The 22,835-nt window shown below is 37.7% G+C and carries 20 protein-coding genes and 1 tRNA gene; 15 read left to right on the top strand and 6 right to left on the bottom strand.

Features of this window, described 5'->3' with window-relative positions; genetic code table 11:
- Nucleotides 1-106 precede the first annotated feature (106 nt).
- The 8 genes from QZ574_RS18060 to QZ574_RS18025 all read left to right on the top strand — a co-directional run bounded on the left by QZ574_RS18060 (nt 107) and on the right by QZ574_RS18025 (nt 4,138).
- On the top strand, nt 107-382 hold the full coding sequence (locus QZ574_RS18060; RefSeq protein WP_297092147.1) for a hypothetical protein: 276 nt from the start codon (nt 107-109) through the stop codon (nt 380-382).
- A gap of 315 nt (nt 383-697) precedes the next feature.
- Nucleotides 698-1,042 (top strand): hypothetical protein, encoded by a 345-nt coding sequence (locus QZ574_RS18055; protein ID WP_297092145.1) that lies wholly within the window; start codon nt 698-700, stop codon nt 1,040-1,042.
- A 21-nt stretch (nt 1,043-1,063) separates the two neighbouring features.
- On the top strand, nt 1,064-1,372 hold the full coding sequence (locus tag QZ574_RS18050; RefSeq protein WP_297092143.1) for a hypothetical protein: 309 nt from the start codon (nt 1,064-1,066) through the stop codon (nt 1,370-1,372).
- A gap of 348 nt (nt 1,373-1,720) precedes the next feature.
- The gene (locus tag QZ574_RS18045; RefSeq protein WP_297092141.1) at nt 1,721-2,050 is read left to right on the top strand and encodes a hypothetical protein; all 330 of its coding nucleotides are present in this window, start codon (nt 1,721-1,723) and stop codon (nt 2,048-2,050) included.
- A gap of 230 nt (nt 2,051-2,280) precedes the next feature.
- On the top strand, nt 2,281-2,553 hold the full coding sequence (locus QZ574_RS18040; RefSeq protein WP_297092140.1) for a hypothetical protein: 273 nt from the start codon (nt 2,281-2,283) through the stop codon (nt 2,551-2,553).
- Nucleotides 2,554-2,792: 239 nt separating this feature from the next.
- On the top strand, nt 2,793-3,362 hold the full coding sequence (locus tag QZ574_RS18035) for a tyrosine-type recombinase/integrase (RefSeq protein ID WP_297092138.1): 570 nt from the start codon (nt 2,793-2,795) through the stop codon (nt 3,360-3,362).
- Entirely contained in the window at nt 3,359-3,625 is a 267-nt protein-coding gene (locus QZ574_RS18030; protein ID WP_297092136.1) for a hypothetical protein, read from the top strand. Before QZ574_RS18035 ends, QZ574_RS18030 begins: the two co-directional genes overlap by 4 nt.
- Before the next feature lie 165 nt (nt 3,626-3,790).
- Nucleotides 3,791-4,138: a hypothetical protein gene (locus QZ574_RS18025; RefSeq protein ID WP_297092134.1), complete on the top strand. Its 348-nt coding sequence runs from the start codon at nt 3,791-3,793 to the stop codon at nt 4,136-4,138.
- A 230-nt stretch (nt 4,139-4,368) separates the two neighbouring features.
- Here the strand turns inward: QZ574_RS18025 and QZ574_RS18020 are convergent.
- Both QZ574_RS18020 and QZ574_RS18015 read right to left on the bottom strand, forming a co-directional pair.
- Nucleotides 4,369-4,442: transfer RNA gene (locus tag QZ574_RS18020), tRNA-Ile, on the bottom strand.
- A 143-nt stretch (nt 4,443-4,585) separates the two neighbouring features.
- Complete coding sequence (locus tag QZ574_RS18015) at nt 4,586-6,082, bottom strand: Gfo/Idh/MocA family oxidoreductase (protein ID WP_297092132.1); 1,497 nt, start codon at nt 6,080-6,082, stop codon at nt 4,586-4,588.
- A 321-nt stretch (nt 6,083-6,403) separates the two neighbouring features.
- Between QZ574_RS18015 and QZ574_RS18010 the strand changes: the two genes are divergently transcribed.
- Together QZ574_RS18010 and QZ574_RS18005 are read left to right on the top strand one after the other, a co-directional pair.
- Nucleotides 6,404-6,928: a peroxiredoxin gene (locus QZ574_RS18010; RefSeq protein WP_297092130.1), complete on the top strand. Its 525-nt coding sequence runs from the start codon at nt 6,404-6,406 to the stop codon at nt 6,926-6,928.
- Between the two features lie 25 nt (nt 6,929-6,953).
- A complete protein-coding gene (locus QZ574_RS18005; RefSeq protein WP_297092129.1) occupies nt 6,954-7,379 on the top strand; it encodes an OsmC family peroxiredoxin in 426 nt (141 codons plus the stop codon).
- 93 nt (nt 7,380-7,472) lie between these two features.
- Here QZ574_RS18005 and QZ574_RS18000 read toward each other — a convergent pair whose 3' ends face one another.
- From QZ574_RS18000 to QZ574_RS17990, 3 genes are all read right to left on the bottom strand, one after another.
- Nucleotides 7,473-8,225 carry a LytTR family DNA-binding domain-containing protein gene (locus tag QZ574_RS18000; protein ID WP_297092127.1) on the bottom strand — a complete coding sequence of 251 codons (753 nt, stop codon included), beginning with the start codon at nt 8,223-8,225 and terminating at the stop codon, nt 7,473-7,475.
- Nucleotides 8,226-8,255: 30 nt separating this feature from the next.
- Nucleotides 8,256-9,311, bottom strand: a complete 1,056-nt coding sequence (locus QZ574_RS17995; protein WP_297092125.1) for a histidine kinase — start codon at nt 9,309-9,311, stop codon at nt 8,256-8,258.
- A 348-nt stretch (nt 9,312-9,659) separates the two neighbouring features.
- On the bottom strand, nt 9,660-11,327 hold the full coding sequence (locus tag QZ574_RS17990; RefSeq protein WP_297092124.1) for a DEAD/DEAH box helicase: 1,668 nt from the start codon (nt 11,325-11,327) through the stop codon (nt 9,660-9,662).
- Nucleotides 11,328-11,546: 219 nt separating this feature from the next.
- Between QZ574_RS17990 and QZ574_RS17985 the strand changes: the two genes are divergently transcribed.
- From QZ574_RS17985 to QZ574_RS17975, 3 genes are all read left to right on the top strand, one after another.
- Nucleotides 11,547-12,368, top strand: coding sequence for an outer membrane beta-barrel protein (locus QZ574_RS17985; RefSeq protein WP_297092122.1), 822 nt, complete (start codon nt 11,547-11,549; stop codon nt 12,366-12,368).
- Nucleotides 12,369-12,497: 129 nt separating this feature from the next.
- On the top strand, nt 12,498-13,202 hold the full coding sequence (gene pepE / locus QZ574_RS17980; RefSeq protein WP_297092120.1) for a dipeptidase PepE: 705 nt from the start codon (nt 12,498-12,500) through the stop codon (nt 13,200-13,202).
- Nucleotides 13,203-13,370: 168 nt separating this feature from the next.
- Complete coding sequence (locus tag QZ574_RS17975; RefSeq protein ID WP_297092118.1) at nt 13,371-14,957, top strand: TrkA C-terminal domain-containing protein; 1,587 nt, start codon at nt 13,371-13,373, stop codon at nt 14,955-14,957.
- Nucleotides 14,958-15,013: 56 nt separating this feature from the next.
- On the opposite strand, the gene QZ574_RS17970 is transcribed toward QZ574_RS17975, so the two are convergent.
- Nucleotides 15,014-16,462 (bottom strand): glycoside hydrolase family 32 protein, encoded by a 1,449-nt coding sequence (locus QZ574_RS17970; RefSeq protein ID WP_297092115.1) that lies wholly within the window; start codon nt 16,460-16,462, stop codon nt 15,014-15,016.
- 1,047 nt (nt 16,463-17,509) lie between these two features.
- Here QZ574_RS17970 and QZ574_RS17965 point away from each other — a divergent pair.
- Together QZ574_RS17965 and QZ574_RS17960 are read left to right on the top strand one after the other, a co-directional pair.
- The gene (locus QZ574_RS17965) at nt 17,510-19,957 is read left to right on the top strand and encodes a T9SS type A sorting domain-containing protein (protein WP_297092114.1); all 2,448 of its coding nucleotides are present in this window, start codon (nt 17,510-17,512) and stop codon (nt 19,955-19,957) included.
- A gap of 274 nt (nt 19,958-20,231) precedes the next feature.
- Complete coding sequence (locus QZ574_RS17960) at nt 20,232-22,730, top strand: T9SS type A sorting domain-containing protein (protein ID WP_297092112.1); 2,499 nt, start codon at nt 20,232-20,234, stop codon at nt 22,728-22,730.
- Nucleotides 22,731-22,835: the final 105 nt, after the last annotated feature.

The raw sequence follows: 22,835 nt of genomic DNA, 5'->3' as shown, positions 1-22,835 counted from the left end.
TATTTATCAATTAAACATATTAATATTTTGCCGAATCCTCAAATTTAGAGATGTCCAGTTTTTCGGGGGGACGTCATCGAAGTAGATTTCATCTACGATAAAAAACATGAATTTAGAAACCTCGCTTGTACAGGTTAAAGCAAATAATGATATGAAAAAAATAAATAAAATGTCTGATCAGGAAATTATAGCTTACTTAACAAATGAAAGAAATAAGCTGGTATTACCCCAATTTAATCGGGAATATTTTCGTGAATACTATGATCTGGAATTTACAGATGAGCAATGGGAAGAATTTGGGGACGAATATGTTTCAGGCTATCTTGAGGGATCAATGATGGAGGAAATGATTAAGTTTTATCAAGAGATTTATATATTTTAACCTGCCTATTATAAATGTGAAATCATTTATTCTCAATTCAATGAAAAGTGAATTATTCGATATGAATATCTAAGTATTAAAATAATGATCCTCGTTGAAAGCCTTGTTAAACTGATCATCTAACAGGGCAACAATCAGAACTTTAAAGTATCGCAAAAAGCGACATTGATTTCTGAAAAGTTATACGACAGTGTAACAGTGGATTAGGAATACGAGCAGTCTCTGCAATGCGATAGCTATGTGACAAAATATAAACAATATTGGTATAAGTTAATGCCAATTAAATTTTAAAAATGAATTAATGACCAATATAAAATGAATGAACCAATTTTTATTTATCCTGAAAAGTTCCCACCACCTGACAGTTATGTTGTAGCGAAAATAACACCTATTAATAATAACGAGGACGTTAACTATGGTATGGTAGAAGTTTTTTTTAATGTGTTCTTTCTTCCAATTACTGAACATCCCGAATTTGAGCAATTTATGTCCTTCGATGTAGCAGAAAGAGTACTGTTAGAATTTGGCTTTTTAAAATTGCCTGATGGCTATACTGTAGATAATGTTTTATGGCTGGGAATTGTGGCAAATCAACCATTTAATAAAATCAGAAGGAAAAATAAACTAAAACACATTAATCGTAATGACGATGATAATTAGAAAAATGAAAAATTTAGAAAGATGAAAAAAAGAATTACACCAAAACTGGAAATAAGAGATAAAGTAGATAAGCTTTTACTTCATGAAGAATTTATTACGTGGAGGAAACTGGGTATTTATCTTAAAGATCGCAAAAAAAGGTATTTAACCTATGAAGCCAGAATAGTATTTGATTACATGAAAGAGTTAGGAATTGAATATTTACATTATAGTGATAAATACTCAGATGGTAGACTACATCGTAATACTGGTGGGTTTTACAATCCCATTCCTATAACTAAAAGAAGGAAGAATAAATTACAACAGATTATTGAAAACTATAAAAATTAACCAGAAACTGAAAATTTAATAAACAAACCAATTTCTTTGAACTATAACTATTTGAATATTTTAAAAAAGGAATACATATAATACTATATAGAGCAAAGTAATTTTTGCGCAATATTCACAGGAAAGTGAATCATTCGATATTATATCGAAATATGTTAAAAAAACCCAGAATTGAATTAGCTATAATAGCGCATACCTTAAGGATTGTAGCTCCTTTTCAATAAACTCTTAACTTTTTTAAAACAAAAGTGCCTGACCATAAAAAAGGTCATAATGGAATCGCTTTGTCCATATCGAGATAGATTTCATCTACGAAATATTACAATTTAAAATACAAATAATTAGAAGATGAATAAAAGAATAACAAAACATCAGAGTATTAAATGTAGGGTAGATTCAATAATAAAAGACAATGATTTTATTACATGGGATATGCTTGGTATATCAGAATATAATGTTGACTACAATATGGGATTTGCTCGTTACAATAAATCAGATGAATCAAAAATTGTGAGTGAATATATGGAGGAGTTGGGGTACGAATACGTTAGGTACGGACTAAAGTTTTCAGATAAAAAAATCCATGGTCTAAAAAAAGGATTTTGTAGGAAAAGCATAGCAATTAGAAGAAGAAAAAAGCTTCAACGATTGGTAGAGCGAAATGCCCCAGATGGGTGATTTTGTTTAAAGCTAAGTTGAAATTTTACACTAAGACTAATACGAAACAAGAACAGTTGAGATTTCTCAGGTGCACATGGAAAGTTTCATCGAAATTCTTGTGATGTGAATTATCGTCAATTTTGACGAAATAAAATCAAAACGATTGTTTCAATGAGTTTTGAATTAGAGAGAAAAAATTGTGGAACAATGAAAAATGTTCTGCTCAGTAAAAAAATAAAAAAAGTATAATGAAAAAAATAGATATTGAATTTTTGAGATTAACCACAGACATATGTTATATAATTGGTGGTTACTTTGGAGGAACGGGACTAGAAGAGAATGTAATCACGTTTATGCCAAATCTTTTATTAAAAGATCCTGATAAGTATGTATACCTTGATTTGAACCAAAACATGATTTTTGTTTCGGATGAGTTTACAAGATTACAACATTTTGCATTAGAAAAAGTAGCAAATGACCATGGATTCGGATATGACATATTTCATGACAGTGAAGAATAAAACCCGAGATTCATTTTAAGAAATGGCGCAAATGATTTGTGCCGTTTCTTTTTAAATAATTAAAAAATCTTCTATAAAGCATTTAATGAACTTAAATATTTTATCGCATCTACAAGATCCCCAAAGGCTTACGTTAAAATCTCAGAAATATCGACTGGGAAAATATTTATTAGTCTGAAGATGAGGAGGTTATTGTGCATTTATTCCGTAGGTTAGCCCCGATTTCAAAATCTATAACTATGAATAAAACCTCGGATTTTATCGAATACGACATAGCATTAAATAAAGGTTTGAAGCTCCTAAAAGATGATAAAAAGTGCATTTTGGGTTTTTTTATTATTGCATCAATAAATATTGGAACCAGAATTTCCGATACCCTAAAATTAAAACACCAAGATTTAAAACAGGAAAAATTAATCATCAAGGAAACCAAGACAAAAAAAGAAAGGTGTATTACATTAAATAACCGAGTGAAAACATCGTATCAAAAGTTGACCAACAAGCTGGATGAAATGAATATCAAATATAAAGACGATGATTTCGTTTTTGTTTCTCAAAAGGGTACGGTTTATCGAACCCAAAGTATCAATAAAATCCTAAAAGAAATATTTAATTCAAAGCAGCTTCAAATCTCCAGTCACAGTTTACGCAAATCATTTGCCCGAAAAATCTACGAAAATATGGATAGAAGTGAGCATGCACTTGTTCTGTTATCCTCTATTTTGTCGCATTCAAGTGTGGCTATAACCAGAATATACTTGGGCTTACAGCAAGAAATTATAAATGATGTATATCTTGAATTAGAATGAAAAAAATAAGTTTCACCACATTATCAGGTAAGTCATTTAACAGTGTATTATTTGACGAGAACCAGTTTTTCGATTATATGCGCCATTGTGGTGTTTTTGGAATTGAAAAAGAAAATCAAATCATGCTTTTCTTAAACAACATTCACGCAAAATTATTGGAAAATTTACCGTTTGACTCAGTTCATTTTATTGAATACGATTTCAGCGAAGAATTTTATCGGAGATACGCTGAAATAAATAATCTTTTAAAGTATGATTTATAGTCCAATTAGATGATTCTCTTTTGAAAAAAACAGTTGTTTTACTTTAATTACCAAATCAATCAATTACTCATCTTCCACATTTATATTCGTACCTTGCTAAATCCCCCATCATAAGGATGTGCGACATGATTCCATATTATTTTTAGTAACTTTTAAAGAGATAAAATGAATGGTAAAAATGGATTATCAAGGATTTATATTAAAGAAATATTGAGTTTTATAAAGAAAAAGGATATACGAAGTGTGGTCTCTTGGTGTAAGAAGAATGATGTTGAAATTTATTCTGATAGTTCAGGGAAATTTGTGATTGAAGCTGAGTTTTATAATGCCTACAACAAGCCTATAATAAAAAGGTACAAAGAAAAGTTTGGAACTAACTGGGTACGTATGTATGAATTGGCTATGGAGAATAAGCTGTATTTAGCCTTTGAAAATGAGGAAAGAAGAACATATTCAAAAAGATACCAACCCAAAAGTAAAGCAGCCAAAGATTTTTTTAAAGAATTTGAATGATATGTATTAGACGGAAAATTAATTGAAATCCGTGCAAGGTATTTCTTGGATATTAAGAAGCTATCGTCCAGCAAATGCTATAACATACCAATCCAGTTTCTTCATGACATAGCCAAGGTAAAAAAGAGGTAGATTCAATATCCGACTTGGCAAAAACTTGGCAAATTTAGTGTAATTAACAAAAAAAGAGCTACACTTTGAATTGTGTAACTCTCTGATTTTCAACAGGGTGGGCCCACCTGGGCTTGAACCAGGGACCCCCTGATTATGAGTCAGGTGCTCTAACCAACTGAGCTATAGGCCCGAAGTGAAAATGTATTCTTGCATACGATTTTCGGGGTGCAAGTTTACAAATTTGGATGAATATACGCAAGCATTTCGTCAAAATTAGCTAAAGAAAAAGGTGTCAGCTTTCCCGACACCTTTCTCGTATAATTCTAAAAAAATTTATGCAGGCATATCTGGTAAGCTCCATGGCTTACGGTAGGTGTGTTTAATTAATTCAGCAGCAAATTCTTTTGCAGGCATAGGGTCGGTCCATGTTTTGTTAAATGTTGGGTGACCATCGTGAATTTTAAAACCATCTTTTACCACTGTTTTAATAGTTTCATCATCGGTGAGGTTGGTGAACTCCATGTTTTCGCCATCCCAGTCTAACACTTTATTTAAACCTTGTAAACGAACAGCAAGCACGCCCATAACCACCATTTCGTTAAACGGACCGGCTTCGCTAAAATCGGATGCCGTGGCTACACGGTTTTCAGGACTTTCTTTACAAGCACGTACCCAGTCCATTTCATGGCTCGTTTCTATGCGACGACGGAATTTCGGAGCTTCGGGTTTACGCCCCGACAATAACCAGGGGTCTTTTCCGTAGCAACCACAAACCAGTGTGTCTTTAGTTCCGTGAAAAAGTACGCCTCCTCCTGCATTATTCGGATTTTTCCCATCGGGCCAGGCTTCAGGCAACATGGGCTTAATGCCTCCATCGTACCAATGAACATCAACCTGTGGCAGTTTCATTTTCATTTTCTTGGTAGCTTTTCTTTCAGGAAAAGTAAGTTTTACCGATTGAGAAACCGGGGCACAGTCGTTGAGCAATAAGGAAGAATTACCCTGTGCATGAATTGGGTAGCCTAATTCTAAACCAATAAATACGGGGTGCAGGATGTGGCAGGCCATATCGCCCAAAGCACCAGTTCCATAATCCCACCAGCCACGCCAGTTCCAAGGGTGGTAAATTTCGTTGTAAGGACGCATTTTTGCCGGACCTACAAATAAATCCCAATCTAAAGTATCAGGAACCCACTGTCCTTGCTCCGGAGTATTTAATCCCTGAGGCCAGATGGGGCGGTCGGTAAATGCTTCAACTTTTGTTACTTCACCAATTTCGCCGTTGGCCAACCATTCGGTAGTAAGGTTTACGCCTTCGCCCGATGATCCCTGGTTACCCATTGAAGTGGCCACCTGGTATTTATCAGCAAGTTTGGTTAGTAGTCGCGACTCGTAAACCGAGTGCGTTAAAGGCTTCTGAAGATAAACGTGTTTGCCCATGGTCATAGCGTGGGCAGCTGTAATAGCATGCGTATGGTCGGCAGTAGCAATAACAACACCATCCATTTCTTTGCCCAGTTCGTCGTACATTTTGCGCCAGTCTTTGTATTTTTTAGCTTTTGGCCACATGTCAAAAACTCCGTTGCCTGCAGTGTATTTCCAGTCAACGTCGCATAAACCAATAATATTTTCCGACTTCAGGTTTTTTAAGTTAGCAAAACCCATTCCTCCAACACCAACGCCAACAATGTTGAGTTTGTCACTGGGAGCTTTGTGCCCCAAACCGGCTACTGCATGACGCGGAACAATAGTAATTCCGGCTGCTACAGCTGCTGTTGTTCCAAGAAATGCTCTTCTTGATACCGATGTCTTTTTTGATTTTTTCTCCATAATAATTTTAGTTTTAATCGGATAGGTATTTTTTCTTAAATTTTTATTCAAAAAAACTTTTAAATATAATGATATAAGGGTTTGCTTCAACAAAGAATGCTGTTAAACAAATTTAAAAAAAGGGAGGCTGATCTACTTTCTTGGAGTTACTGATTATTGGTTTAGTTATTTGAACAAGGCACATCCTCAGATGTTATAAATTTGCAGGTATAGCTTTTGTCTATTTGGCTTCAAAAAAATCAATTTGACACGTGCTTGTTTAACATCTACATTTGCATCAAATCAATTATAGATTTGATAATCACAAAAAACTAAAAAATCATGAAATCAGTAGGAGATAAATTCCCTAAGTTTAAGAAACAAGCAGTGTTGGCTGATAACCAATTTGGGACAGTAACGTCAGAAGATCACAAAAAAGAAGGTAAATGGATGGTTATCTATTTTTACCCAAAAGACTTTACTTTTGTTTGCCCCACAGAGATTGTAGAATTCAATAACAGCCACGCTAAGTTTGAAGAACTAAATGCCGAATTGTATGGTGTATCAACCGACACGGCTGAAGTTCACCTGGCCTGGAAATCGAACGATCCGCGTTTGGCTAATCTAACTTATCCGCTTATTGAAGATACATCGAAGTCGTTAAGCAAAAAATTAGGTATTTTGCAACCAGGTAGCGTAGCTTACCGTGCTACTTTTATTGTTGACCCGGAAGGGGTTATTCAATGGGTAAATTGCAATAACGATGCTACCGGACGTAATGTGGCAGAAGTATTGCGTGCCTTGGAAGCTACACAAAATCCTGGCCTTACCGGATGTAACTGGCAACCAGGAGACAATACACTTTAGTACTTAAACTTAAAATTTTAAAATCATGTCAGTAAGAAAAGTTAATTCTGTTTGGAACGGAACTCTTAAAGAGGGAAAAGGGAATATGAACATAACCGGTTACAGCGGGCCGTTTACTTTTGCATCGCGTTTTGAAGATGGAAAAGGAACAAACCCTGAAGAACTGGTTGGAGCGGCTCACTCTGGTTGCTATTCGATGTTTTTGGCTGCGCTTATTAGTGGCGAAGGTTTAACACCCGAAAGCGTTGAAACAGAGGCTGCAGTAACACTTGGGCAGGTTGATGGCGGACCGGCTATTACCAATATTACACTAACGAATGTTACCAAATGCGAAGGATTGTCGCAAGAGAAGTTTGCCGAGCTGGCAGCAGCAGCAAAAGAAAAATGTCCGATATCGCGTTTGTATGCCGGCGGAACTGCCGAGATTGAATTAGACGCAAAACTGGTTTAAAACAATTGGCTTACCTGGAACAGCGTGATAAATGCTGCCAGGAAAGCATTAGATAAAAAATAAGGTGATTAAGGAGTCAGAAATGGCTCCTTTTTATTTATCCATCCAGCGTTTAAATTCAGAAACCTTATCGCGACTAACAATAACTTCGGTGTCAAAGGCTGTTGTTAACTTCAGTTTTAAGCGGGTGCTTGAAAAAGCCACAATCTCGTTAATGCAATTAATATTTAGCAGGAAATTACGGTTAATACGAAAAAACTGATCCGGATTTACCATTTTTTGGAGTTGCTCAAGCGAATAGTCGAGGTCGTAGGTTTTTCCTTCGGTAGTTTTCAAAAAAGTATTACGTTCCTGTACAAAAAAGCAACAAATGTTTTTTGTTTGAATGGATTGAAAGCGGTTGCCAATTTTTATAAAGAATCTTGATTTGTATGATTTCGAGAGTTGCTCAATAACCTTAGCTACTTTTTCTTCAAATAGTTGTTGTTGGCCATAAACCAGGCTGTATTTCTCCAACGATTGGCGTAAAGCTTCAAGGGCAATTGGTTTCAGCAGGTAGTCAACACTGTTTACTTTAAAGGCTTTAATCGCATACTCATCAAAAGCTGTTGTGAATATTACAGGAGCTGTTATTTCGCATTCATCAAAAATCTCGAACGACAGGCCATCGTCAAGCTGAATATCCATAAATACCAAATCGGGAGCAGGCTTGTTCGAAAACCAATTAACCGATTCTTCAACCGATTCAAGCACTGCCAAAACCGAAAGCTCCGGCTCAATGGCTTTTAATTGCTGAATAAGTTTTTCAGCGGCCAGGTGTTCGTCTTCAACAATTACTACTTTCATTTTTTGTTTTCTAAGTTAGAAAGTGGTTTTTTAAATCGCTTTTGTGAGCTTTAGTGGCACTCTAACAATAAATTCATCACGGGTTTCCTGTACTTCAATTTCGCGCTTAAGAATGAGTTTGCAACGCTCATTCAGGTTTTTTAATCCTATTTTTGATGAGGAACTTAGCTGCATTCGTTGCCGTAAGTCGTTGCGCACCACCAGTTTGTCCATCCCCTCAAAATGAATAGTAATGTGCAAAGGCTCGGCGCGTGTGGCCACATTGTGTTTAATGGCGTTCTCTACCAGCATTTGAATTGATACCGGCATAATTTGTATATTATTCATTTCTGAGAAGTCAACCTTCAGCTCTATTTTTTCGCCATCGCGTATCTTTTGCAGGTAAAAAAAGTCTTTCACAAATTGCATTTCGCTGCTAAGTGTTACCAAATCTTTATCCTGATGCTCCAGCACATACCTGTACACAGCCGAAAGCTTCTGGATAAATTTTTCGGACAAACCGGCATTAGTATTTACCAGCGACGAAAGCGTGTTTAAACTGTTAAACAGGAAATGTGGATTTACCTGCGTTTTTAACGTTTCGTACTGAAAAATCAGCTTCTCTTCTTTTAACTTTTGCATACGTTTAATGGCGTCGGTCCACTGTGTATAAAAGAAAAACAGGGCTCCAATGCCAAAACCGATTAAAATGGCGGCAACAAATGTTTGTAGCTCGGAGTTAAGCAGACTTGGGAAAAATTCGGCATAGCTATACCCCGATTTAGTAAAATGATAAAGATATGTGAGTAAAAAAAGCAGACAGGCAATAAGCAGAACAGTGAGGTAGAATAATAAAAAACGCACTATTGTTTTTCTTCTGAATCCTGCACTTTCCGGGTCGATCGATCTGAAAAAACGGATGCCCAGCCATAAAAACAGCTCCAACTGGATAAAGGTCATAATCAGCGTGTTTAAAAGTCCGGCATTAAAAATTTTTTGAAACAGGATAAGACTAAAAACAATGCTAATTACCATTGCGCCTGCCAATATTCGCAGGTGTTTAATCAGTAGTTTTGTTATTTTTTTAGTTGTTGCCAGGTTTGCCATTTTTTGGTTTTATGAAGATAATAAAAAACAATTTCAGAAGAACATTTTTTCCAGAGCTGTACGGGTTGCTCAGCCGGGGGGAAATTGAGCGTTTTAATTTCTTACGCACCTTATTGCTACGTTGCTCTTGTTAATGTAAAGTTGCTGAAAGCTTAGCTAATATGAAAAAAATAGTTGCTGGATGGGTGATTTTTGGGTACGAATAGTAAACGGTTTTTGCTTAACTGGTGCAACAGCCTTTAGGCGACTTTTCTAAAATTGTTGGTTTTGGGCATAAAAAATCCGGTCTCAAAACAAGACCGGATTTTTTATTTCGTATAATTTGTAGCTTTGTTTTTCAGCTACTTGTTATTTCTTTTTGTTGGCAATTTCAATATTTACTTTTTGTCCTCTGATCCGGGCATTTTTAAAGGCTTTTACCAACTCGTTTTCATACCTCGAGTCGATTTCGAAAAATGAGAAGCCTTTCAACACCTCGATGCTGCCAATATCGATGCTTTTGCCCGGAGTGTTTTGGTTAATTAAATCGATGATGGCTCGTTTGTTGACGCCACTTTTTTTACCAAGGCTAAAAAAGAAACGCGACATATTACCTCTGTTTCCACGGCCTTTTCCCCGGTCGCCACGTTCACGTCCGTCGCGTCCGCCTTTTCTGCGTTCGCCCCGCATCGATTCCTTCTCGCGGGCTTCGTCAACATTTATATCTTTGGCGTTTTCGTAGTATTTTAAAAAGCGGTTAAACTCAACTGATACAAAATGTTTTATCAGTTCTTCCCGCTCGAGCCAGGCTAGTTTTTTATAAATAACCGGCATAAATTCACCAATCTGTTCGTTGTTAACTTCCACTTTTTCAACCTTGTCAATAAGGTTAAAGAGTTGTTTTTCGCAAATTTCTTTCCCTAAAGGAACTGCAACTTTTAGGAATTTCTTACCAACTTTTTTTTCTACATCGCGTAGTTTTCCTTTCTCGCGCATGTGAATCAGCGTAATTGAAATTCCTCGTTTTCCGGCACGTCCTGTTCGTCCGCTACGGTGGATGTATACCTCCGGGTCGTCGGGCAGGTTATAGTTAATTACGTGGGTAAGGTCGTTAACGTCGAGCCCGCGTGCGGCAACATCGGTAGCTACCAGCATTTGCAGGTGTTTGCCACGGAAACGCGACATTACGTGGTCGCGCTGCGCCTGCGAAAGATCGCCATGCAGTGCATCGGCATTATACCCGTCTTGCATTAACTTGTCGGCCACATCTTTAGTTTCCGCACGTGTACGGCAAAAAATAATACCATAAATATTCGGGTTGATATCGGCTACCCGTTTTAGTGCAATGTAGCGGTCTTTTGCATGCACGAGGTAATAATTATGTTCTACATTTTCGGCAGCTGTGTTTCTCTTACCAACCGATATTTCATGCGGATTGGCCATGTATTTGTTGGCAATGGAGACAATTTCTTTAGGCATGGTTGCCGAAAACAACAAGGTTTGTTTTTCTGCCGGAGTGTCGGCCAAGATAGCATCCAGGTCGTCTTTAAATCCCATCGAAAGCATTTCGTCTGCTTCATCAAGTACCAACCACTTAATCTCGTGTACCCTTAGTTTTTTTCGTTTTATCAGGTCGAGCGTACGGCCCGGTGTTCCCACAACAATTTGAGCTCCTTTTTCAAGAGCCGTAATTTGCTTCCTGATGTCGGAACCGCCATATAAAGTTGCAATTTTTGCTCCGTTAATATTTTTCGAAAAGTTCTGCAAATCATTGGCAATTTGCAGTGCCAATTCGCGTGTCGGACTTAATATTAAGGCTTGTGGTGCTTTTACCGAACTGTCGAACTGCTGAACAATGGGTAAGCCAAATGCCGCTGTTTTTCCCGTTCCTGTTTGTGCCAACGCAACCATATCCTGGTCGCTTTCCAATAAAAACGGGATGGTTTTTTCTTGTACCGGCGTGGGATTTTCAAAGCCAAGTTCCTGAATGGCACTTAAAATTTCGGCTTTTAACCCCATTGTTTCAAATAAACTCATATTCAATTTTTTAAAGTGGGCGCAAAGGTACTCTTTTTATTTGTATTTCAGGTGCTTATGCTGTGTTCTTTCTTAAATTTAACGTTGTTGAAGAAATGTGGAAATGCTTGCGCACCATTTTTATACGTTTATGTTTTCCATTTTTAACATTCAAATCGCATAAATTTCTTAGCAATGGCTTACATTTGCTGGTATTCATATTCAAAGCAACTGTTAGATATGAAGCGACTAAAACCCATTGAAAAAATTATACTGTTTCAGCTTGTATTGCTTGTTTGCTTATGTTTATCTGGCTTGCGGGTTGGTGCCCAGGAAACCGACACCATTATCCCGATAGATAATCCGAAACGGTTTTTACGCAAGATTGACATCACTGAAGTTACACATAATGGATTAAACCTTTGGCAAGACAAATTCTCAGGTCATTGGGCTGGATTCGATTTTGGTTTTAATATGCTGCTTAATCCCGATTATTCGGGTTATCAGTCAGAATTTATGGAGAACGATGTTTTTCGTTCCAATTCGGCGTATGTCAATGTTTTTCAGCAAAGTATCGGCTTGCAAAAAAACAGGAATACCATTGGTCTGGTTACAGGGCTTGGCCTGCACCTGCAAAGTTACCGACTTGATGATAATACCACAATTGTAAAAGGAAATGATGGTGTTATTACGCCAGAGTTCCTGTATTTTAACGAAAACCAGAAATCGAAATTGGCTCTTGAATCGTTGACCCTGCCTTTGCTGCTTGAGTTTCAAATTCCAATCAATCATTTTGATAACCGGATATTTATTTCAGCCGGAGTGATGGGTAGCTTTCGTTTAAGTAGCCATACAAAAATTAAATACAAAGACGAAAAGAAAGAAAAACTGAAAGTGGTAGATGATTTTTCGATGCATAGGTTTAAGTATTCGCTTATGTTACGCACCGGTTACCGTTGGTTTAAAGTATTTGCATCATACGATTTGGTTCCGCTGTTTAAGACGGAAAAAGGTCCTGAACTAACGCCTTTTACATTCGGCATAACATTATTGGCTTTTTAGTGTGTTTGTTAAGTATTGTACAGGTAAGCCAAAGGGCTTGTTTGAATAAGAAAAAAAGCCAATAATTATCATAGAAAAATTCATGAACTTTACGGTAATTGCAATCCAAACAATAATCCATCAGAAAAAATGAAACTGTTATTAATTAGTAATTCAACAATGCCGGGTGAGCCTTATCTGGACTATCCAAAGAATGAGATAAAAAAATTTCTGGGAGAGGAGCCTGTAACTGCCGTTTTTATTCCTTATGCAGCGGTAACTTTTTCGTTTGATACCTATTGCGAGAAGGTAGAAGAGCGCTTCGCGGAAATTGGTCATCATGTAAAGGGTATTCACACTTTCAGCGATCCGGTTAAAGCAATTCAAGAAGCAAAAGCCATTGTGGTAGGTGGGGGAAATACCTGGCAACTGGTACGAATGCTTCATGATAAGAAATTGATGAACCCGATAAGGGAACGCGTTTATAACGGAGTACCGTATATTGGTTGGAGCGCCGGCTCGAATGTTGCCTGTCCAACGTTACGAACAACCAATGATATGCCAATTGTCGACCCAAAAGGATTTGATTGTACCGGATTAATACCTTTTCAGATTAATCCGCACTATTTGGATGCCAACCCCGAAGGGCATGGTGGCGAAACACGTGAACAGCGAATTCAGGAGTTTCTGGAGATTAATCCGGAGTGCTACGTTGCTGGTTTGCGCGAAGGAACGATGTTTAAGATAGAAGAAGGAACGATTGATTTGATCGGAACCCGGACCTGCAGAGTTTTTAAGAAAGGACAAGATCCGTTAGAGCTGGCAGCAGGTGATGATTTTGGTTTTTTGCTTTAGTAGAAAGTTTTCAATAACCATTAACAAACAGCATAGACCGGATATTTTTATCCGGTTTTTTTTGTTCCTGTAGTTAACATTAATTCTTCTGCCTGCTGTTTTTATCCGGTTCTGGTTTTTGTTTTGCCCTAAAAGTATTGTTTACCTTTGTATGCAAATAAATCACCCATGGAACTACTCGGAAATAGCTATTTTGCCCTGTTCGTAATTATTGCGTTGGGCTTTATTGTTGGCCGCATAAAAATATTCGGCTTGTCGCTTGATGTGTCGGCAGTAATTTTTGTAGCACTGGTTTTTGGTCATTACGGAGTTGTAATCCCAAAAGATTTTCAGTACCTGGGCTTGGTGCTTTTTATTTTCACCATTGGGATTCAGGCCGGGCCGGGATTTTTCGAGTCGTTTAAAAAAGAAGGTCGGCAACTAGCCGGTTTTGCCTCTTTGCTTATTGTGTTGGCCTCGCTGATAACTGTGCTGGTAATTACATTGTTTCATGTCGATCCAAATATAGCAGTAGGATTATTAACCGGTTCGTTAACGAGTACGCCGGGCTTAGCGGCAGCAATCGATTATACCGGGTCGCCACTGGCTTCAATCGGATACGGAGTAGGTTATCCATTTGGAGTAATTGGTGTGATTTTATTTATTCGGTTTTTGCCTAAAATATTGGGTAGCCCTGTTTCAAAGGCAGAAGAAGAGTATAAATCAGTGTTAAATAATCAGTATCCGGAGGTGGTGAAGCGCAATTTTATTGTTGAGAATGAAAACGTTGTGGGAAAATCGATTGGCGCATTACGAATTCGGTTTATGACCAAAGCGGTAGTTTCAAGAGTGGTGCATGAAGGTGTTGCTGTAACTCCAAGCCCTGAAACCGTATTGTACAAGGGCGATCTCATAAAAGCAGTGGGGACTGAGGAGGCTCTGAAAAATATGGAATTGTTAATTGGGCCTAAAACAAAACAGGAAATTACTATCGATCCGAAGTACGATGTTCGCTCGGTTTTGGTAACTAACAAAGAAGTTGTAAATAAAACTATCGGACAAATAAACCTGCTTCAAACCTATGGAGCAACAATTACTCGTATTCGTCGGGCAGGTATTAATATTTCTCCCAGCCCGGGGTCTAAACTGCAGTTTGGCGATAAACTTGTAATTGCAAGTAGTCGTGCCAATATGGATATGGTAATAAAAATTTTTGGCAACGATCAGAAACGTCTTTCCGATACCGATATTTTACCGGTGGCTCTGGGAATAATTTTGGGTGTGTTGGTAGGTAAGGTAAGTATTTCATTAGGTTCGTTTGCTTTTAGTTTGGGGCTTACCGGAGGTGTACTTGTTGTGGCCTTAATCTTAAGTCGTATAGGTAAAACCGGCCCCATATTATGGACCATGACCGGAGCTGCCAATCAATTAATCAGGCAGTTTGGTTTGTTATTGTTTCTGGCTGCCGTTGGTACCGGCGCAGGCCAAAAAATTGTGGAAACATTTAATGAGTACGGTATTGAACTATTTTTATTTGGCGCAGCAATAACCCTCTTGCCCATGGTGGTTGCAGGGCTCCTGGGGAAATGGTTTTTTAAAATGAATATTTTATCCTTACTGGGTGCTTTAAGCGGAAGCATGACTAGCACACCTGGTCTTGCAGCAGCTGATTCAATGACAGAAACCAATGCACACTCCATTGCTTATGCTACCGTATATCCGGTTGCCATGGTGTTGCTTATTGTTTGTGTACAGCTTATTACTATGTTTTTCTAACATATAAGAACAGGCGAGAATAAAAGCTAACAGATCATTGTTGCCTGTATTCGCTTTTAGTCCTCGTAAATCGATTTCATTTTATAAACATCCAGTTTGTCAACCCCCAGTTCTCCTCCATTGGTAAAAAGTACGGCATCGGTTGCTTTTTCGTCTGGTGTAAAACAGTTGGAAATAACAGCTTGCCCATCGTTTGCAAATATTTCAATGGAAGAGCGGTCTAAAAGAATCTCAAGTTTTATTTTATTGTTTACAGCCGGAAGTGGCACCGTGCATCCTAATACCGATAAGGTGCCACGCTTCACATTGTACAGAATTTCTGTGCCTGTTGCTTTGTTGCTATGGCGTAACATAAATCCAAAATTATCAGCGGTTTTTAAGTCGAATTCTCCAATAATATGCAAACAATCACCCGATACTTTTTTTAGTTTGTTGTCGTTTATTCCGGGTATAACATTCTTATTCTCCCATGTATACTGTTTGTCGTGCAATAATTCAATTTCAGAAACAGGTTTCCGAATGAGTTTATAGCCACTGTCGAATTTTGTAAGCCTTAGTTCGCACGGAAACGACATTTGCCCGTTAAAGGGCATGTCGGGGAATTTACCATCACGCATCCAGGCAATTTGTATCACACGCCCGTCTGATTGCGGAATATTACTCCAGGTTTGTGTGGCATAGTAATTTTTTCCCCAGTCGCTTTTTAATTTGGCGCTTTCTGGAGCAAAGGTTTTTCCGTCAAAACTTCCCATCAGGTAGCTGCCATCGCCATCAAAAAGCACCCACTTTACTTCATCGGGGCGGTTGGTAACTGTAAATTTTACCAGGTCGGGGCATTCGTAAAAACCGGCAATATGACTTTCCCATTTCCAGTCGATAAGATTGTTTGAGGTGTAGAATGATACACCTTTCGAATTTTCCTCTTCATTTTGTTTGCGGTAAAGCACCATAATCCACTTTTCGCTTTCTTCATGCCAAATTACTTTTGGATCGCGGGCATCATCTTTTTCATCAAAAGGAATAATGGGGTTACCCTCGTATTTTTTCCAGGTTCGGCCTTTATCTGTGCTGTAGGCCATACGTTGCCCGCAATGCTGGCTGGTGTAAAAGGCTACCAGTGTTTTGGTATCGTTGGTTTGTTTGTTTAGCAGGTTTTGTTCGTCAACAATTGCCGAACCCGAAAAGGCTGTACATTTCTCCTTGTCGGTCGATTCCTCATCAGGGTACAGCGCAATTGGAAAATGTTGCCAATGCACCAGGTCGGTGCTAATGGTGTGCCCCCAATGCATGTAGCCCCATTCATTTCCATTGGGGTTGTATTGGTAAAACATATGATACTCGTTATCATAAAAAACAAGTCCATTAGGGTCGTTGTGCCAGTTTTTTTCCGGCGTAAAATGAAATTGCGGACGATAAATTTCATCGTAAATATTTTTCTCGTTATTTTTTGCAGAAGTGCTAATTGTCAGTAGAATAGCGAGTAAGGCTGTTGATAAAAAGTTCATAAAATTCTAAATCTAAATTTTTGTTGTCAGGCTAAACTTATGAAAAATTATTTGGTTTAATAAAATTAATTCATACATTTACATCCACAAACCCATAGATATAGAACCGTTCTTTGATTGGCGCTTTTGATTTTCAACACAACATCAATCATCAATTTTAAAATCAAAAGTTGTATTTTTTTGCATTAAAAACCTTTTTTTAAAGGGAAGATAATTTGAGGAGGTAAGCAACAAACCCAACGCTTTACACAAATACAAACGGGTGTAAATCGGCTTCTTACTTATGCAATGTTATTTTTTCGGATCAATTGGTTTGCAAGGGATTATTCCGTATCAAAAGAATGTTTCATTATTTATAATTAAGAAGATAGAACCTAATTTAAGTTGTAATGAAGCAAAACCATTTAATTATTCAGGACGCTGATATTTCCAGGAAAGGATTTAGTTACTAGCCATAGTTGAGCGTAACTTGTTGAGCTTAGATTTTGGTTTCAACAAACCCATTGATTTGCATAACAAACCCGGTAAATCAAAATTGAAACAGAAAATCGGAAAACAAGTAAGAGGGAGAAAACACGATTGAAGTTATGGTGTGTAAAAATAGGAGTGCCTTGTAGGTAGAAACAGTAAAAATGCCTTAAGGAATCTGCACCAAGTCAATCAGCAAATTATCCCAATTTCCTGTTTTTATCTCAAAAGTGTTTACAAGTCTCAGCTTCTTGTCCAACGTTTTTGGTTAATCAGCAGATTGTCATTCAGCAATTATAATTAGAGTTTTTTCTTGTTTGTAATGATCTTTGTAATGAAGATTTATACAGAACTATAAATAAAAGAAGAAGTCGTTTTCCAAGAAGATTAAGTTCTTTGTTTACTGAAAAAAGTCTTAGGAAATAAGCAAAGCGGGAGATACAAACCCACTGTTTCAATAACAAACAAACCCGATTGAAACAGGTACACCGCCAGTAAGTTTCCTAAACATGCCGTAAGGCCTTTGCGCTTATTGATCTTGCGGCATGGCAATTTTAACAAACCCTAATTTAAATTGTAATGAGACATTTAATTATTATTGCCCTGGTAATAATTGGCGCTTTTTATGCCCGGGCAGAGCAATCAGATCAGGATCGGATCACTAAGATCAATGCCCCGATTAACATTGCTTCAGAAGACAGTAAGAAATCATTTATCGCACCCCACGAATCAAACCTGAAATCAGGATCGGTATTAAATTCCGACTTCCAGGTTGAATTCGTAAATTTCCCAGAAAATGCAAAACCTGCATTTTTGTATGCCATTTCTATTTACGAAAACCTTATTTCGTCGTCAATGCCGATTAAGGTGCGTGCAACATGGGAAAGCAAAAGCTCAAATGTTCTGGCACAAAGTACGCCGGGCAGTATGTACCGCAACTTTAACGGAGCCCGTTTAAGCGATGTATACTATCCTGTAGCCTTAGCCGAGAAGCTTGCTGAAAGCGAGTTAAACGGTTCTGAACCGGATATTGAATGCTCGTTTAACAGTGGTGTCAACTGGTATTATGGCACCAACGGAGATTGCCCGTCAAACCAGTACGATTTTGTAACTATTGTGTTGCACGAATTAGTACACGGACTTGGATTTGTTGGTTTTTTCGACGTTGAAAACGGAGTGGGAACGCTAAACAACAATGCAAAATTGCCCAGTATTTACGATGTTTACATCTACAATCAGTTAAATGAACAACTGGCAAATGAAAACCTTTTTGCCTGCCCATCTGCAGCACTAAAAGCACAATTGCTTTCTGAAAATCTTAATTTGAAAAATAACAGTACTTCAGAAAGTATCAATGTGTATGCTCCGAAAAGCTGGAATAACGGAAGTAGCATTTACCACTACCCTGAGAATGAGTTTGGAAACGGAAATGCCAATGCTTTAATGTCGCCGTTTATTTTTAAAGGAGAAGCGATTCATGCCATTGGAGAAAAAACCCTTGACGTATTGGCTAGTCTGGGATGGAAATCAGTAAGTTTTGATGATTATGAGATTAAAGATTTTGAAGAGGCCTGCGAAAAACTACCTGTTTTTGTTCAGGTTGGTGGCGAAATGGATATCGATAAATCATCGGTAAAGATAAGTTTCTCAACCGATAACTTTGTAAGTTCTCAAACCGTTAGTTTAAAATACAACGAAGAAAATCAACAATTTGAAGGTGAACTGCCGTTAAACTATGCCAAAGGTAAAATTCAATATTACTACGAGGCTAAAACTACTGCAAACGTTACCTTTAGCTATCCTGAAAGAGCACCCGAGCAAAAATTGACATTTAGAGTTGGAGACGACTATTTCCCTCCGGTGTTACAGCACAATCCTGAAAAATTGGTTAATGCACAACACCCTTTTATTAATGTTTCGGCAATTGCAACCGACAATGTAGCAATAGAAAAAGTTCAGATAGAATACCGTATTAACGGTCAGGATCAGGATGCTTTTACGCTCAATAGCGAAGGTGCTGATAAGTATTCTGGTAAGCTTGAGTTTCCATGCCAACTTAACTGTGAAGATGTGGTTGAATATCGTGTGGTTGCTATCGACAATACTAATCGTGGCAACAAACGTCGTTTACCTACAAGTGGATATTACGCTGTTTCAGTTTTTGAAGCAGAACAACCTATACGTGGTTATTTCAATAATTTCGATTCGCCAAACACCGATTTTGAAATTTCTGATTTTGAAGTAACAACTCCAGCAGGATTTATCAGTGGCAACTTGCATACTATAAATCCTTATCCTGAATCAAATGCAGACAACAATAAATATAACCTGATTGCCCAGTTAAAATATCCGATTGTTCTGGAAGAAAATGGTTTAATGAGTTTTGATGAGGTAGTTTTAGTTGAACCGGGCGAAGCAGGAACAGTTTATACGGAAGATAAGTTTTGGGACTTTGTAATTGTTGAAGGCAGCAAAAACAATGGTAAAAGTTGGTTGCCGGTAACCGATGGATACGATTCAAGTGTAGATGAGCTGTGGAATTCGCAATTTACAGGCTCATTAAAAAGTGCAGTATCACAAGCAGCCGGAGCAGACAACCTGTTTTTGAAACAAACAATAAACTTAACAGATAATCCTGATTTTGCAGCTGGCGATACTGTAATCTTCCGTTTTCGTTTAGCATCAGATAAAGCCATAACCGGCTGGGGTTGGGCAATCGACAACCTTTCGATCCAAGAAGTTACTACCGCTGTTGATGAGTCATTAACTGCTGAAGATGTAACGATCTATCCAAATCCATTCAAAAGCAGCATCTTTATCGATGGTTTTCAATCGGACGTTGCTGCCGACGTGGAAGTTATTATTACCGACCTTTACGGAAAAACTGTGCATCGCGAAACTCTTTATGATGCCGCTAATTCCAGTAGAATTCAAATTGATCTTCCTCATGTGGCTCCCGGAGTTTACATGGCAAGCATCTCTGATAATCAATTAAATACTATTACACAAAAAATCATAAAAAATTAGAATTATGGAAACATTATTAATGGTTGCATTTATTGCAGCATTTGCAGGTCTTGTAACATCGTTGGTGGTGTTATACAAACTATTAAATGAGAAAAAAGCGCAAAGGTTAGAATATTAGATGATTGGTATTACAACCTTAAATTAGGTAATGCCGGAATTTTCATTCCGGCATTTTTTATTAACTGAAGTTCATTTTAGATGAACTTTTTTTTGTCAAATTACTTTAAAATATAAACATTTGCCATGTGAGTAATTTTATTATTGAAAACAGAAAATGAGTAAGTATTATATAATTTTTAAGCTGCTGATGTTGTGTGCAATTTTTGCCTCGGCACAACACCAACACCACAACCAATGTATAAAAGTTCCACATCCGGTATGTTATGCATCCGGAAAAGTTGAAAGAGCAAGAATCCAGCCACCGGCCGAATTTTTATTAAAATCGGGTGGTGCAGCAAAATCAGATATTGTTGTTGACTATTTGGGTTTTACCCCCAAGGCAAAAGAAGCATTTGAATATGCAGTAAATATTTGGGAAACGATTGTTGAGTCGGACATACCGATTCGAATGAAAGCTACTTGGAGTAGTAGTTTGGGGCAAAATGTGCTTGGTAGTTGTGGCCCTGAAACTTATTATAAGAATTTTAAGGATGCACCCTTCAAAGATAGGTATTACCCTGTGGCGATAGCCGAAAAAATAGCTAAGCAAGAACTTAATGGTGAAAGCAGATATGATATGGTTGCCCAGTTTAGCAGTAAAATTGATTGGTATTTGGGGAAAGATATGAATTGTCCGGACACCCTTTACGACTTTGTGTCGGTTGTGCTGCACGAAATTGGTCATGGCCTTGGATTCACTGGTTTTTTCTTTGTTGACGATACAGATGACCTTGGTGCCTATGCATACTATGAGTTTGGCGACGCGACTTCTTTTGATTTATTGGTTGAAAGAGGTGCCATAAACTCGCAACAGCTTATAGATACCTCTTTTTTTGAGAATGCAAGTAGGGCATTGATGAATGCTCTGCAATCTTCGAATTTATATGCCAATAGTCCTATTGCAAAAAAGCGGAATAATGGAAATAAACCAAAACTTTATGCACCCATATCATTTAATGAAGGCTCTAGTGTATACCATTTAAACGACGATACATATCCTCACGGAAACGAAAATTCATTAATGACTCATGCAGTAGGTTTGGCGGAAGCTGTTCATGACCCTGGACCATTAACTCGGGGAATTATGGATGATATGGGATGGAGTAATATTTTTATTCGTTTTAATCAGGTTAAAGATATAGAAGAACTAAGACCTTTGGTTTTTGAAGGGAGTTTTGATAGTGATTATGGTGTTAAGCAGGGAAGTGCCAAGGTAATTTATTCATTAGATGAGTTTGAATCTCATTCGGACACGTTATTCCTGATTGAGGATAAAAACAATCGGGAATATTCGGTTACCTATACGCCTGAAGCCGGAACAGAAATGATTTCATATATCGTAGAGGTTCAGGATACAATGGATCGTAAACGGACGGAACCTGCTCTGGCTCCCAAGGAGTTTTATACCATTCATGTTGGAACTGATACAGAAAAGCCGGTTATTGCTCATGATGAAATAGCCTATTTTATTACCATAGATGGGGAGCAGCAAGTGCTGGCAAATGTTAGCGATAACCTTGGAATAGATACCGTTTATGTACAGTATTTTATTAATGGTATTGAGCAGGAGTCTTTCCCATTGATTCATGATTATGATAATCGTTTCATTGGTGTTTTCCCATTTGATACAAATACGATTAAAGATGGTGATGAAATTTCTTATGCCATTCATGCGGTAGATGGAGCACAGGTTTCAAATAGTTCCAGGTTGCCTGATATAGAATACTTTGTTTTTAAAGTGGAAGAAATTTTCGAACCTGTTTCTAGTTACATTAATAATTTTAACCGAACTACATCCGATTTTTTAATTTCCGATTTTGACATTTATACAGCTATTGGGTTTAGTGATGGTGCCTTGCATAGTCCACATCCTTATCCTGCACCCGGCGTTGATAATGAGGAACTTGATTTTTCAACTTTTTTGAAAAAACCAATCATCCTTAAGGAAGGCGGAGTTATGACCTTTGATGAAGTTGTTCTTGTGGAGCCAGGGGCAGCCTTTTCGTTATACGGAGACAGTGATTTTTACGATTACGTTATTGTGGAGGGTAGTAAAAATCAGGGAGAGACTTGGCAGGCTCTTGCCAATGGCTACGATGCATCAAAACAAACCACATGGTCAACAAGCTACAATAGTGGCATTGTAACCGGCGAGCAAGACTCTAAAACCAGGGGTAATTCTGAAATGTTCTTTAATCGCGAAATTAACCTTACCGATAACGATTACTTTGCTGCAGGAGATACCATACTTATTCGTTTTCGCTTGTACTCCGACCCGTATGCGGCAGGATGGGGTTGGGCAATCGATAATTTGCGAATACAGCAACCTGTATCTGCCGGAGTTACATTGTTATCTCCAGGGGAAATTACTATTTACCCAAATCCGTTTACCGATATTATTACCATAAAGGTTGCACCATCACAAAACGAGGCCGATTTGCGAATTGAAGTGTATAATGCCTTTGGGCAAAAAATATTTTTAAAGGAAGAAAGGGACGTTACCGGAGCATACACAGATGAAATTAACCTTTCTGATTTTGCAGATGGGATGTTTTTTATAAAAATTAGCCAAAACGACAAAATGGTACTCACGAAAAAGTTAATTAAAAACTAATTTTTGAGGAATGCATTTAAAATTCGGAGTAAAAGCAGCATAAAAATTTCATTTTTGAAATATATGCATATATTTGCTGACAGAAATAAAACAAATGACAACAGT

This window comes from uncultured Draconibacterium sp. (assembly GCF_913063105.1).
In the GTDB taxonomy this organism is placed as follows: Bacteria; Bacteroidota; Bacteroidia; order Bacteroidales; family Prolixibacteraceae; genus Draconibacterium.
Note: the sequence above shows the minus strand (reverse complement) of the source record. Positions and strands in the feature narration are given on the sequence as shown.